This window comes from Marinospirillum minutulum DSM 6287, from assembly GCF_000422325.1.
Classification (GTDB): Bacteria; Pseudomonadota; Gammaproteobacteria; order Pseudomonadales; family Halomonadaceae; genus Marinospirillum; species Marinospirillum minutulum.
Window position 1 is genome coordinate 36247 of sequence record NZ_AULO01000010.1, and the last position, 14292, is coordinate 50538.

The following is a 14292-nucleotide window of genomic DNA, read 5'->3' on the forward strand; positions in this document are numbered from 1 at the left end:
TGCTCCCACGTTTAATTTTATTAATGCGGGAACCGGTAGTGCACAGGACGAGCAGGGCTTTTAAGCCTTGATTTGCAGGTATCTCGATTCCTACGCCGGTACTAACCGGTTCAGGTTCAACGGGTGTTATCTCAGCTTCTGCACTGTTTAAGCGCTTCGGCACCCCGTCAAGATGTCCTAGACAGTCTAGCAAGACCTCGCTAGGTAAGAAAGTGACATATTTTTAGCTTTTCATACTAAAGTTTCCTAATACCCAGCCGAAACCTTATACGTAATCATCTATACATCGGAAGGGTTGCATAAACGCCATGCGTATTGAAAACGCTTATACAAAATCACTTGAGGTTCAAGAATCACTGAACACTTCGCTGAATTCAGCGCAGGGTGCTCAGTTTTCTTTGGTCTTGAGTTTGATGATGGCGCCTGTTTATTCTCCTGACCTGCACTACCTGTATAATAATCTGCCAACGCAGAGCTATGCACCGCAGAGTATTTATCCTAGCCATATACCCACTTCTTTTGACCCGCCTGGGTTAACTAACTTTGTTAATCGCCCACCAGCACATCATAATATTACCCTGGTAGAAGATACTTACAGCCGTAGTTTGGCGCGTAATATCCAAAGCGATATGGGTGAAGCTTTAGTGCAAGGGAATTCTGGCTATTTTAGTTGGTTAAGGGCTTTAACTGAAGAATACCCCCGCCTGCAATTTATCACCACGCTTAAACCTGCCGGTGCACCTGCACCTAGCCAAGTGGCTGCCGCCTATGCCGCACAAGCCAAACCAGATACTGATACACTGATTAAAGAACTTAATAGTATTCGTACTGCTGCTTAGTTCTCTTAGCTGGAACCAATTTTTATGAGCCTTACTTCGCTGAATAAACTTCAGCCCTTACCCGTTTGTGGCGTTGTTTTGGCTGGTGGCCAAGGCTCGCGTATGGGTGGGCAAGATAAAGGCTGGGTGGTTTATCAACAGCAACCGCTTATCAAGCAAATAATCAACCGCCTTGCTCCCCAAGTTTCTGACTTAATTATCAATGCTAATCGTAACCTAGATGATTACTCCGCCTTAGGTTATCCAGTCATTACCGATATTGAAGCTGGTTTTCACGGGCCACTTATGGGTATTTTGAGCGGTTTAAAAGCGTCTACTCAAGAGTGGACACTCTTTGTACCCTGCGATGGTCCTTTCCTGCCTGAAGATTTAGCCCTGCGTTTGTACCTAGCTGCCACTGAGCAAAACTGTGATATAGCAGTAGCCAGTGATGGTGACAATCTACAGCCGGTGGTGGTCTTGTTGCGTACTTCTTTAGCGCCACAGTTACAGCAAGCCATCGTTAAGGGTGAACGTAAGCCAAGGCGCTGGTATGCAGAAGTAGGTAGCTGTAAAGTAGTCTTCAGTTCGCAAAGTTTGCGTAATTTCAATAAGTTAGATGAAATGTTCTAAACTTGCTTAAAGGCTTGCTAACTTATAGCTACCTCTTAAGATCAATATAAGCCTGCTAACTTGTATGACATATTCTCAAGTACCTTATTTCTATATGTTTTTTATGTGTCTTACTCTTAAGCGGCCTGTTATTAAATAGCCTGTTCTCAAACAGCTTGGCGACACAAAAAGGAGTCAGCGCTCAATGATTAACTACCCCTTGCCCGTACTAGGCTTTGCTGCTTGGAGTGGTACCGGTAAAACAACTTTACTTAAAGCGCTTCTGCCCCGTTTACGCCAGCGTGGATTACGCATTGGCTGTATTAAACATGCTCACCATGATTTTGATGTGGATACTCCGGGTAAAGACAGTTACGAATTACGTCATGCGGGTGCTGAACAAATGCTGATAGCCTCCCATAAGCGTTGGGCGCTAATGGTCGAAGATAGACGCAATGAGCCGCCCATGTTAAGTGAGTTATTAAGTCACCTAGCTACTGACAAGTTAGACTTAGTACTAATCGAAGGCTTTAAAAATGAAGCTTTCCCTAAAATTGAACTTAATCGCCCTTCAGTTGGCAAACCTTGGCGTTATCAAGAAGATCCGCATGTTGTTGCTGTTGCCTGTGATGATTTAACGGCTATTCCAGCCGACTGCACACTACCCCAATTAGATTTGAATAATTTAGAGCTACTTGAAGGCTTTATTTTAGATTTTTGTAAGCTAAGGAGCTGAAATGAGCCTTACTTGTTTCGAACTGACTGATCAAAAAAAACAGCTAACACTTGAAGAAGCGCTAGAAGCTTTGCTTAGTTCTGCCAACCAAACCACTCCATGCATTCAATTACCACTCAATAAAGCCGCTGGTTTTACCTTGGCTGAAACCGTTATTGCACCCATAAACGTGCCACAAAACACTAACTCAGCCATGGATGGTTATGCCTTTAATAGCCAAGATTTAGGCAAGTTTTTAACATGGAAAATAGTTGGCGAGTGCTTAGCAGGTAAAGGTTTTGATAAGCCCATTAAGGCAGGTGAAGCCGTTTATATAGCTACAGGAGCCACCTTGCCTAAGGGTGTAGATACTGTAGTAATGATTGAACAATGTGTGGTTGAAGGTAAAGAAGTTAGCTTTACTAACACCGATACAATTCAAGCTGGCAGCAATATTCGGCAAGCTGGCGAAGATATTCAAGAGGGTCAGTCTTTACTAACCACAGGCACTCGCTTAGGTGCAGTTCAATTAGGTTTACTTGCCTCTTTAGGCGTTGCCCAAGTAAAAGTTCACCAACCTTTAAAAGTCGCTATTTTTTCTACTGGCGATGAAGTTACCGCCCCTGGTGAATCGCTTCCAGCCAACGGTATTTATGATGCTAATCGCTTTACTTTGTTAGGCATGTTGCAAGCCTTAGGTTGCGAGGTAACCGACCTAGGCATTCTGCCCGATAGTCTTACAGAAGTGACTAGCGCCTTAAAAAGCGCCAGCCAAAACCACCAGCTAGTTCTCACCAGCGGGGGAGTTTCTGTAGGTGATGCCGACTTTGTTAAGCAAGCTTTACAAGCCTTAGGTGAAACCCGTTTATGGCGCTTAGCCCTTCGCCCCGGTCGCCCTTTTGCTTTTGGTCATTTAGGCAAGAATAGCAGCGGCCAAACTTGTTTATTTGCTGGTTTACCCGGCAATCCTGTCGCCACCCTAGTTACTGTTATGCTGCTTATTCAACCTTTAATTAGGCAGCTTCAAGGTGAAGGCAAGAGTCAGGCAGCTATTTGGCCAGCGCTAGCAGAAGCCAGTTTTTATAGCCGAGTCGGCCGTAGTGATTTTCATCGGGGTATTTATAGTTTTACTGCGAGCGGCCAGCTACAAGTTCGCACCACCGGCTCACAAGGTTCTGGCATTTTAACTTCTGCGCATCAGGGTAATTGTTTAATTCGTATTCCCGATGACAAAGCAGAAATTCCCGCCGGTAAAGTGGTTGCTATTTATCCTTTCCATGAATGGTTACCCAGTTATCAAGGAGCTAGCCAATGAATCAGTTAAGTCACCTGAATGCTCGTGGTGAAGCACGTATGGTGGATGTTTCAGAAAAACAGATAACTTCACGTACAGCCACCGCCTGCGCCAGCATTAAAATGCAGCCTTCTACCCTGCAGCTTATTATTGAAGGTGGTCACCCTAAAGGGGATGTGCTCGCCACCGCACGTATTGCTGGCATTATGGCAGCAAAAAAAACGCCTGAACTTATTCCACTTTGCCACCCTTTAATGCTGAGCAAGGTAGAAATTGATTTAACTGCCGATGAATCCATCCCCGGTATTCTTATTCACGCGACTTGTAAACTAGCAGGGCAAACAGGAGTAGAAATGGAAGCCCTTACTGCAGCTTCGGTTGCTGCTTTAACGGTTTATGATATGTGTAAAGCCGTTGATAAACGCATGATTATTGAAGGTATCAGGGTTTTAGAAAAGAAAGGTGGCAAGTCAGGTGATTGGGATTTTACTGCCGAAGAAACTAACGCAACGCCTAAAGCTAAGAACACTAGTGCGCCTGAAAAAGCTGTTTCAGCTACAAATACTAATTTTAGTGTGCATTTTTTTGCTGAGCTACGTGAGCAACTGGGTGTGGATAAGTTATCGCTTAGCTTGGTAGATCTGCCTAGCCCTAGCCTTGCAGAATTAGTGACTCAGCTACGCAACCGAGATAAAAAATGGGACAAGCATCTAGCCAATAGTAATTTGTTAATGGCAGTTAACCAGCAAATGGCTAAGCCTAGCTACCAAATTCAACCAGGTGATGAAGTGGCCTTCTTTCCACCGGTCACTGGGGGCTAACTCATGAATAACCGTAATTATGTTAGTGTTCAATCAAAAGTTTTTGATTTAAACCAAGAAACACAAGCACTGATCAAGGGGCGAAGTGATCTGGGTGCACTAGTCACTTTTACTGGTTATGTTAGAGACTTTAATGAAAAGCCTGATGTGCTAGCCCTAACTTTAGAGCATTACCCAGGCATGACCGAGCAGGCATTAAAAGCAATTTTACAAGAAGCGGAACAACGCTGGGCATTAAAAGGTACCCGTATTATTCACCGCATAGGTCGTATGGAACCCAGTGACCCAATTGTTTTAGTAGCTACTTCTTCAGCCCATAGACAAGATGCTTTTGATGCCTGTAACTTTATAATGGATTATCTAAAAACCCGTGCGCCCTTTTGGAAAAAAGAACATACCCTAACGGGTGATTACTGGGTTAGCGCTCGTACTAGTGATACTCAAGCAGCAGAACGCTGGAAGCCAACCTTGGAGGTAAACTCACCATGAACCAAGTTGCGCAGTTAACCAACACACTAGTAGACAACTTTGGTCGCCAAGTCACCTATGTGCGCTTATCAGTAACCGACCGTTGTGATTTTCGCTGTGTTTATTGCATGAGCGAGAGCATGACCTTCTTGCCCAAAGAAAGCATTTTAAGCCTAGAAGAAATTGGCCGCATTGCTCAAGTGTTTTCTGAACTAGGTGTCGAGAAAATTCGCCTAACCGGTGGTGAACCTTTAGTTAGGCGAGACGTCATGCAGGTGATTGATTACATAGGTGGACTAGGCCTAAAAGACTTTGCTATGACTACCAATGGCAGCCAATTACCCCGCTACGCCAAAGATTTAAAAACTGCTGGCTTACACCGTTTAAATATCAGCCTAGATTCTTTAGATGCCAAAAAGTTTAAGCGCATTACTCGCACAGGCAATTTGCAGCAGGTACTTGATGGCATAGATGCTGCTATTCAGGCAGGCTTTAAGGGTATTAAACTGAATGCGGTTATTATGAAAGGCCGCAATGAAGATGAAGTTTTAGATTTAGTGGAATTTGCACGCAGCAAAAAAATAGATATAAGTTTTATTGAAGAAATGCCCTTAGGCGTGGTTTCAGACCATGAACGAGGCGAGACTTACTGCTCGAGTGATGAAGTGCGTAAAATTATTACTAGCCGTTACGCCTTAACAGCCAATAAAGCTAAGACTGCTGGCCCTTCACGCTATTATTCTATGCCCGACTCTTCAATTAACTTAGGCTTTATTTCACCCCATTCGCATAACTTTTGTGGCGACTGCAATAGAGTAAGAGTCACTGTTGAAGGCCGTTTATTGCTTTGCTTAGGTAATGAACACTCGATTGATTTACGTCCCTACCTACGCAACCATCCACAAAATAACCAGCCACTGAAACAAGCGATTATTGATTCTATGGCCATTAAACCTGAACGCCACCATTTTACTAATGATGGTGACGTCCAGGTCGTTCGTATGATGAATATGACTGGCGGGTAAATTACTACTTACGTAGTTATCACTGTGTTAAAAACCTGCTCAAAATGCTCATTTACCCAGAAGTAAACTGCGCTTCCTCGCAGGTTTTTGCCTTGTGCTAACGTCCTCAGTAACATAATTTTATCTAGTGTTTAGACCAGTATAAATCAGCTTGTACCTAGGCGTGTTACTCGTACGGGTAAGCCTTGGCGAATTGCAGAGCCACTGATAGGTTCTAACCAAGTACCATCCACATTACGAGTGGGGTCACGGAAACCTAGGTCGTTAATATTTAGGCCAGCACGCATCCAAGGCATATCAGGCTGAGACTCACCATCAATGATATGGGGTGTTGCACCTAAATCACGGTGTCCATAACCATGCTCTATACCTAACGAACCTGGCATCACGCTTTCACTCACTAAGGCTAAACCCACAACCTCACCACCAGGGCTTTCTATGCTGATGGTGTCGCCATGCTTAATGCCAAAACGCTGGGCATCTTTAATGTTCATCTGCACGGGGTTATAAGGCTTAATCATTCTTAAACGCTCATTACCTATGGCATAAGAGTTCATCAGGTTCGACTTAAATGAGAAGGCTAGCAATGGCCATTCTTGCTCAGTAAACACTTCCCTCATTGGCTGTTTGTTAGCCAACAAAGGGTGACTGTGACGAGGCACACCTGAGTTAAACTCACCATTCATGGTATCAATACTAGTGCCTATGGTTTCACTATAAACACACAGGGTTTTAGTCCAAGCATTCTTTAACTGCTCACCTTTATAGTGGTCTGTTGCATCTTCAAAACGTCCGCCACGGGCATAAAGGAAGTTAACTGGCCCCCGCTCTTCTTCTTTTAGCGTTTTTTCTACTTCTGGCTGTAAACGCACTATGCCACTATGCGCTAAATCGTCTTCACTCGCTGAGGGTAAAGGCTTACCTAAAAAGGCAATATTGGCTGCCATGCGTAGGTAATAATCTTCAGCACGGTTTAAAGGGTGCAAATTGCCGTCTGCATCTGGAATGGCATTCTCACCAAAACCTTTTAAACCTAAACGCTTAGCCACAGCAATAAAGAAGGCATCCATACTCACAGGTTCGCCTTCAGCAGTTTTTTGCTGACGTGGTTCAACCACTGGCCAACAGGCCGTCGTTAACTTACCTAGCGCACCTTTCCAAGCACCGGTAAAACCCCAAACCTCATACATCACTGAGTCAGGCACTATATAGTCAGCAAAGCGGTTGGTTTCGTTAATAAAGCCATCCACAGCAACAAATAAACCTAAGCGCTTGGGGTCTTTTAATTTATCAGCAATAGTTGCTTCTAAACCTGCTTGGCCATAAATGGGGTTAGCCATGCAACCAATTAAGGCTTTAATTGGGTAGGGGTAGCCATCTAAAGCCGAAGGTAGGTGTTCGGTTAGTGTTGGTGGTGCAATGGGACGCCAAGGTGCACGAGAAGGGTAAGGGTTTTCACCCGCTGCAACCTTACGCTTATATTCAGACGATTTTTGGTAAGGAAAGCGTGAGCGCGATAAAAACACACCTTTAGGACCACGCTTACCTGGGAAGTCGGCCAAGTTATAACGTGGACCTTTACCAGCACCATTAAAGATACCACCACCCACTGAACTACCACCCTTACGGTTGTAGTTAGCAGCGAGTAGGTTAAGCATCTGCACACCAAAGGCTGAGTAGAAGCCGTTGCCTGACATCATGCCACCATGACAGTTCACTACTGCACGGCGACCATGACTCGCAAACTTAGCCGCTAGTTCAATAATTTTTTCTTGTGGAATACCACAATGCTCAGCATAGGTTGCTAGGTCGTATTCATTGGCCGATTCACGCAATAAAGTCATGCTGCTTTTTACTAATACCGTTTCGCCACCAACTAACTCGACTTCACGCTCAACAAATAATTCAGCGGCTAGCACAGATTCGCTGCTCACCAACTTACCTGCAGCATCAACCACCAGAGGCACATCAGCATCACTACCTGCTTCTGCTAAACCTAGGTCACTGGCTCTTAAAAAGAAGCTTTCGCGTGGGTGGACCTTAGTGGTGATAACTAAATGGGTAGCATTAGAGTGACTGACTTCATCTTTGGCATCAGCCGCTTTTTTACCCGGTAATTCTAAGAAGTCTTTAGCATAACCTTGGTTGTCTAACAGCCACTGAATAATCGCCATAGCAAACGCACTGTCAGAACCTGGGCGAATGGGTACCCAATGATTGTTATCTGCCGCATGAGAAGCCGCAGCATTCAAAGCAGGGTCAACAATTACATACTCTAGCGTACCTTGCGCACGGGCTTTAGCAATTAAGCGACCTTGTAACTTAAAAGGGTTACCCGCTTGGCTAGGTGCAGTACCTATGTACATAATAAATTCTGCGTTTTTAATATCAGGCTTAACGTGCGCATTGCTTACCAAGTTATTCATGACCGCGCCTGAGCCCATACGGAAGGCCAAGCCACAATAAGAACCATGGTGCCCATAGTTACGGGTCGCAAAAGCATTTAAGGTAAAGCGCTTTAGCAAGTCGGAACGACCATAGTCGGTCGCTTCCATCACCATTAACTGGTTAGCTTTAGGACCGTACTCAGGGTTTTCTGGGTCAATCAGCTCATCGTGGTTATGAATCGTACGTAAACCATCAACATGGCCTTCACCAAACAAATCACCGCCTTCACAAATTTCTTCAATCAGCTGTTCAAAAGAAATCTTTTCCCATTTGCGCTCACCACGTCCAGCAACACGCTTTAAGCAATGGTCAATACGGAAAGGGTTGTCTAGCTGCGACATCATGGCGTTACCACGCGCACAAGCAGTGGAACGGTTTTGCTGACCCTGCTCTGCATAAGCACTTAAGCCACGTAAGGCTTCAACCACGGGTGTTTTCATGGGTAGGTGTTCATCAGCCGATAGCGGGTGATAAGGGTTACCTGAAACACGCAAAACTTTTTCTGTGGTGTTATCAATACGTACTCTAACGCCACACTGAGTTGTACAGCCATAACAAATAGTAAAGGCAACTCGCTGATCTGGGTTAAGGGTTAGCTCACCTGTTTTCAAATCAACGCTGTATTCTGGCGCTAAAGAATTACCATGAATACGGTCTTTAGGTTTTTCGCCCGCACTACCCGTTACACCTTTAGCTAGCTTAATAAGTGGGTCTGAATAACCGGCAGCAAAGGTAGCAGCACCACCGGCAGCAACCGCACCTTTAAGTAAACGACGACGAGATTTATCCATGGCTAGTTGCTCCTTTAGCAGCTGAATCTATATTAGTAGCAGGTTGAATATCGGTTGCTACACCACCTTGTTGGGCATCACGCCAAGGAACAAACAAATCTATCAACAACATTACCGCTAGCCATAAACCAAAAGTACCAACAATCCCTAATAAACCAGAAGAACCGGCAGGAATACCATAGTGGTGGAAGCCAGCACTGTTACGTGCCACATGCTGCACATCCATTAATACTACCCAGCGGAACATCCAACCCAGGTGAATAGCCACCAAGCCTAATAACCAAACCCAAGAGTGTAAGGCTGGACGCTTGCTTGTGTTGAACAGCATATAAAGCGTTCCCACAAACAGAACAACTGCGGTAATGCTTCCCCAGAGTGCAGTAGCTCGCCAAGAATCACTAAAGCGTATCGATTCTATTGCTGCAGCAACTGAACCTTGTGGGTCGTTAATACCGCCCAATACCCAAGCCGCTGCAATCGCCGCTGCTGCCAAGGTAGCAACCAGCATCACTTTTAACATTTGGCTATTCACGGCGCTGTTTTTCATTTGCGTAACACGGTTTAAAAGCAGCATTAAACCTGCCGCTGTAATAAAACCAGTCGCTACAAACATAGGCGGTAGCCAGTGGGTATTCCATAAAGGACGTGCTTTAACTATGGCAACTTCGGCACCCGTATAAAGCATAATGCCGGTAGAAAAAACCAGCGCAATAACGCCCACAACTACCATTAAAATCTTCGGTGTTGGGCTAGTGCCTAAAGAAATCCAGCGGGAAACAAAACCTAAAAAGCCAGGTGCTTGACGGTTAGCTTGTAAAGCAGGACGCCAAGCCATCCAAGTTAAACCCATTACGCTAAACAAATAGAGTGGCAGAATCACACTACCGACCGACATCCAAGAATGGGTATTGGCATAGGCATAAAAATGCCAAAAGCGTAATGGTTGGTGCAAGTCAGCCAATAAGGCCACAGGCGCAACTAGCGTGGCACTTAAACAGGCTAAAAGTGCTAAACGTGCCGTAGGCAACCAGTCTTTTTTACCAAAAATTAACGCCGGCGCTGCTAACCAAAGGGTGGCATAAGATAAGGCAATTAAGAAAAAATACTGTACCGCCCAAGGGTACCAAGCAATGGGGTAGCGGGGTGCGAGTAACTCAATGGCCACGGAATTCATAACCCATCTCCTTACCTTGATCGTCTAGAACTTCAAGAAGTGCAGCTTCAGCCACAGGGCGTGTTACAAAGCGCTCATCCATACCCAAGTAGAACACCTGAGGAACGGTATTTTTTTCTGGCTGTAAAACCATTAACTGCTCACCATATTCAGCAATCATCTGGCTAATTTGGCTATTAGGATCACGCATATCACCAATAATACGTGCGCCACCTACACAAGATTCTACGCAAGCAGGCAATAAACCCGCTTCTAAGCGGTGTGCACAGAAGGTGCATTTATCAGCGGTTTGAGTTTTGTCATTAATAAAACGTGCATCGTAAGGGCAGGCGTTAACGCAGTAGGCACAGCCCACACAGCGGTCGCTGTCGACTACTACTATGCCATCTTGACGCTGGAAAGTTGCTTCAACGGGGCAAACAGGTACACAAGGCGGGTTTTCACAGTGGTTACACAGGCGTGGCAACATAAAGGTTGCTAGTGCACCGCTGGCTTGGTCTTCAACTTCATACTGAGAAACGGTGGTACGAAACTTACCCATAGGGGCAGCGTTTTCTATATGACAAGAAACCGTACAAGCCTGACAACCTATGCATTGGCGTAAATCAATTAGCATTCCATAGCGTTTAGTAGGGTCACCTTCACGGCGGGCGGGCTGGGCGTTTATTCCAGCAGTCGCAATGCTAGAAAGTGGAACAAGTGCTACGCCAGCACTAAGGCGAGCCAATTGTCCCAGTAGGGAACGGCGCATTAAATCCATGGTGCCTCCGGCAACAAGAAAAAGGGTGCAGTTAAAACATAAGCTTATAACCTAGTTTATTACCCCTTCATTATATAGTACTTTAGCCATACGTTGCAGCGCTTGCTGTAATTGCGTTGCAGAACAACCAAAGTTTAGTCGCACATGGCTGTTTTTGCCATAAGCCTCGCCGGGGGATAGTGCTACACCCCCATCTAAAAAAGCTTGTATTGGATTAGTTAATTGCAAAGCAGAAACATCTAACCAAGCAACAAAAGTGGCTTGAGGGCGCTGGTAGCCAATTTGCGGAAAGTCTTTAAGCCAGTCTTCTAAAATAGCTAAATTAGCATTTAAATGGACTTTAAGTGCTGCTAACCAATCATGCCCTCCCTGCCAAGCCGCTTGGGCAGCGACCAAACCTAGGTAGTTCATATCTGGCATTAGGCCACGCATTTTTTTGCGGTAACTGGCACGCAATTCTGGGTTAGGAATAACTGCAACGGCACAAGACAGGCCAGCAATATTGAAGGTTTTACTGGGTGCCATAAGGGTGACAGAATGCTGGGCAGCAGTTTCACTAACACTGGCATAAGGCACATGACGTAGACCTGGCTCTAGAATTAAATCACTCCAAATATCATCAGAAATAACCAATAAGTTATTTTCTTCTGCCATATCAGCCAGCTTTTCTAGCTCTTTTCGGCTATACACTTTGCCTAGTGGGTTTTGTGGGTTGCACAAAACTAAGGCTGATGTTTCTGGTTTTAAATAAGAGGCTAGTTTACTGGTGTTAACTGGCATATCGAGCGTAGGGCGTTTTCTTAGCTGGCCTAATACCCGAATGGGTGGATAAACTGGCGACTGAACCAATAATCCCTGCTCGGGTTTAAGCCAAGCTTCTACTGCAAGGTTAAACCCTGGCACTACACCAGGAATCCATACCAACCAATCTTTTTCTACTTGCCAGTTATATTGGCTAGCACACCAATCTATAAAAGCCTGATTAAGCCCTTGAGGCACTTCACCATAGCCAAACACACCAGCGGCTACCGCTTTACTTAAAGCCTCTTGTACCACCGGTGGTGAAGTTAAATCCATATCTGCAACCCACATGGGAATAACATCTTGCTGCTCATAACGTTGCCATTTAAGGCTAGCTGTATTTTTACGTTCCACCGGTGTTACAAAATCAAAACTCATATTTATACTCTATAAAATAGCTTAAGTTACACTTTAAACTGCCCAACCTGATTTCGTAGTCTGTCGGATAGGGCTGCTAAATCAGTGCTAGAAACTCTTGTTTGCTCAGTTGCCGAAGCATTCTCTTCGCTTAGCTGAACAAGGCGAATAATATTACGATTAATTTCTTCCGCCACTGCCGCTTGCTGCTCAGCAGCTGAAGCAATTTGATGGTTCATATCTCGAATATGCCCTACCGCACCGGCTATTGAGTTAAGTGAACCCGTTGTACTTTCTACGGCATTTACTGTTTGCTCTGTTTCTTTAATGCTTGCCGCCATTACCGTTACAGCCTTCTCAGCTTGTGCTTGTAACTGAGTAACCATGCGGTTAATTTCTTCTGTACTTTCATGCGTTCTACTTGCCAAAGAGCGGACTTCATCAGCCACCACGGCAAAACCACGTCCCGCTTCACCAGCTCGCGCTGCTTCAATCGCAGCATTGAGCGCTAGCAAGTTAGTTTGTTCAGAAACACTGCGTATTACATCCAATACTGTGCCAATATTAGAGGAATCTTCACTTAACTGGTGAATTACTTCTGTTGACTGATTTATCTGTTCAGCTAAATGCGTTATAGCTGCAGAAGCTAGCTCAACATTCTTACGACCATCTGCCGTTGATTTATCTGTATCTGTTGCGGCATTAGACGCATCACCTGCATTACGTGCCACATCTAAAAAACTGGCACTCATTTCATTCATGGCTGTAGCAACTTGATCCGTTTCTTGTGCTTGACGTGCTTGGTTATAAGCAGCTTGCTCTGATGTTGCTGACATTTGGCTAGCAGCGGCAGCAACGGATTCAACTGAATTTTTAACTTCAGTAACCAAATTCTGGATTTTATTAGTAAAAATATTAAAGTACTTGGCTAATTCCATTACTTCATCTCGACCCCGTTCACTCAGGCGAACTGTAAGATCACCATCACCCGCACCTATTTCACGCATGGCTTTTACAGTTGCATCGAGAGGGCGCGTAATAGAATTGGTAATAAACCAACCAACTAGCATTAACAAAAGTAATACCAAAAATGAAATGGCGCCCAGCGTTTTTAGACTGTCCATAAACAGGGCTTCAATATCATCCACATAAACACCAGTACCAATTAACCAATCCCATTCAGCGTTATAGCGTACATAGGTAATCTTTGGCTGAGGTAATTCACTGCCTGGGCGGTTCCAGTAATAGGGCATATAGGAATCACCCGTTGCTAAGGCTTCTTCATTTAACATACGAAAAAACTGTTTGCCGTTAACATCTTTTAGCTCTCCCAAGTTTTTACCTCTTAACTTAGGACTGGGGTGTGCCAGCATATTCATTTGGGCATCGTGTACCCATACATAATCTTTGTATTGGCCATAAGTCATGGCGCTAACTCTTTCTAACAAAGCTGCTCTTGCAGTTTTTTCTGTCATTTCACCAGCTTTTACTCTTTGCTGATAATCAATCATAACCCCTTCAGCAACATCAACTAGATGGCTAATTTCATGTAGTTTCATCCGCTCCATTTCTTTGTACTGTTGCTTTACTGCCACCAACAACATAAGCAACATACCTACCACCGCAAGCAGGTTTATTATCCAAATACGGTGTTCAATTCTAATATTACGAAGCATGATTACCTCTAGGGTTTAGCAATAATCCATTTAAAAAAATTAAAAACAGCTTTACGTTTACGTCAAGAGTAACTCTAATAGGTTTTTATTTTGTTATCAAGCACCTAGACACACCCTTGGAGATCAACCAATGTTTACCCATAAATTTTCACCCAGCTTTACTGATACTGATGCCTTAGGTCACATTAACAACACCCGTTTACCCGTTTGGTTTGAACGTGCACGCAACGATTTATTCCGCCTTTTCACACCCGATTTAGACCCTAAAAAATGGTGCTTAATTTTAGCGAGTATCAAAGTCGATTTTTTAGGCGAACTTTTTTATGGCGAAGATATAGAAATTAAAACCTATTTAGGACGCCTAGGTAACAGCTCTTTTGTGGTGGTTCAAGAGGCCTGGCAAAATGGCAAGATGGGATCACGCGGGGAAGCAACACTAGTACATTATAACTTTGCTGATAAAAAGTCGATGCCTATTGAAGGTGAGCTGCGCGAAGCACTGACAGCCCACCTAATACCAGCCGAAAGCTAA

The 14292-nt window shown here is 44.5% G+C and carries 13 protein-coding genes and 1 riboswitch; of the genes, 8 read left to right on the forward strand and 5 right to left on the reverse strand.

Annotated elements, in window-relative coordinates:
- Positions 1 to 70: 70 nt before the first annotated feature.
- A riboswitch (TPP riboswitch) is annotated at positions 71 to 177 on the reverse strand.
- Between the two features lie 131 nt (positions 178 to 308).
- From H571_RS0103720 to moaA, 7 genes are all read left to right on the forward strand, one after another.
- Positions 309 to 839, forward strand: coding sequence for a hypothetical protein (locus H571_RS0103720; RefSeq protein WP_027848140.1), 531 nt, complete (start codon positions 309 to 311; stop codon positions 837 to 839).
- A gap of 24 nt (positions 840 to 863) precedes the next feature.
- Complete coding sequence (mobA, locus tag H571_RS14090) at positions 864 to 1451, forward strand: molybdenum cofactor guanylyltransferase MobA (RefSeq protein WP_051168129.1); 588 nt, start codon at positions 864 to 866, stop codon at positions 1449 to 1451.
- A 184-nt stretch (positions 1452 to 1635) separates the two neighbouring features.
- Positions 1636 to 2166 carry a molybdopterin-guanine dinucleotide biosynthesis protein B gene (gene mobB / locus H571_RS15985; protein ID WP_036217517.1) on the forward strand — a complete coding sequence of 177 codons (531 nt, stop codon included), beginning with the start codon at positions 1636 to 1638 and terminating at the stop codon, positions 2164 to 2166.
- A 1-nt stretch (position 2167) separates the two neighbouring features.
- Positions 2168 to 3460 (forward strand): molybdopterin molybdotransferase MoeA, encoded by a 1293-nt coding sequence (gene moeA / locus H571_RS15710; RefSeq protein ID WP_027848142.1) that lies wholly within the window; start codon positions 2168 to 2170, stop codon positions 3458 to 3460.
- Positions 3457 to 4260 (forward strand): cyclic pyranopterin monophosphate synthase MoaC, encoded by an 804-nt coding sequence (gene moaC / locus H571_RS0103740; protein ID WP_027848143.1) that lies wholly within the window; start codon positions 3457 to 3459, stop codon positions 4258 to 4260. Before moeA ends, moaC begins: the two co-directional genes overlap by 4 nt.
- Before the next feature lie 3 nt (positions 4261 to 4263).
- Entirely contained in the window at positions 4264 to 4749 is a 486-nt protein-coding gene (gene moaE, locus H571_RS0103745; protein ID WP_027848144.1) for a molybdopterin synthase catalytic subunit MoaE, read from the forward strand.
- Positions 4746 to 5753: a GTP 3',8-cyclase MoaA gene (gene moaA / locus H571_RS0103750; protein ID WP_027848145.1), complete on the forward strand. Its 1008-nt coding sequence runs from the start codon at positions 4746 to 4748 to the stop codon at positions 5751 to 5753. Before moaE ends, moaA begins: the two co-directional genes overlap by 4 nt.
- Positions 5754 to 5899: 146 nt before the next feature.
- Here moaA and H571_RS0103755 read toward each other — a convergent pair whose 3' ends face one another.
- The 5 genes from H571_RS0103755 to H571_RS0103775 are packed head-to-tail and all read right to left on the reverse strand — an operon-like array spanning position 5900 to position 13760.
- Positions 5900 to 8992 (reverse strand): molybdopterin-dependent oxidoreductase, encoded by a 3093-nt coding sequence (locus H571_RS0103755; protein ID WP_027848146.1) that lies wholly within the window; start codon positions 8990 to 8992, stop codon positions 5900 to 5902.
- Positions 8985 to 10166: an NrfD/PsrC family molybdoenzyme membrane anchor subunit gene (gene nrfD, locus H571_RS0103760; protein WP_027848147.1), complete on the reverse strand. Its 1182-nt coding sequence runs from the start codon at positions 10164 to 10166 to the stop codon at positions 8985 to 8987. Before nrfD ends, H571_RS0103755 begins: the two co-directional genes overlap by 8 nt.
- The gene (dsrO, locus tag H571_RS0103765; RefSeq protein WP_027848148.1) at positions 10147 to 10926 is read right to left on the reverse strand and encodes a sulfate reduction electron transfer complex DsrMKJOP subunit DsrO; all 780 of its coding nucleotides are present in this window, start codon (positions 10924 to 10926) and stop codon (positions 10147 to 10149) included. Before dsrO ends, nrfD begins: the two co-directional genes overlap by 20 nt.
- A 51-nt stretch (positions 10927 to 10977) precedes the next feature.
- Entirely contained in the window at positions 10978 to 12105 is a 1128-nt protein-coding gene (locus H571_RS0103770; RefSeq protein ID WP_027848149.1) for a MalY/PatB family protein, read from the reverse strand.
- A 26-nt stretch (positions 12106 to 12131) separates the two neighbouring features.
- Positions 12132 to 13760: a methyl-accepting chemotaxis protein gene (locus H571_RS0103775; protein ID WP_027848150.1), complete on the reverse strand. Its 1629-nt coding sequence runs from the start codon at positions 13758 to 13760 to the stop codon at positions 12132 to 12134.
- 130 nt (positions 13761 to 13890) lie between these two features.
- Between H571_RS0103775 and H571_RS0103780 the strand changes: the two genes are divergently transcribed.
- Positions 13891 to 14292: an acyl-CoA thioesterase gene (locus tag H571_RS0103780; protein WP_027848151.1), complete on the forward strand. Its 402-nt coding sequence runs from the start codon at positions 13891 to 13893 to the stop codon at positions 14290 to 14292.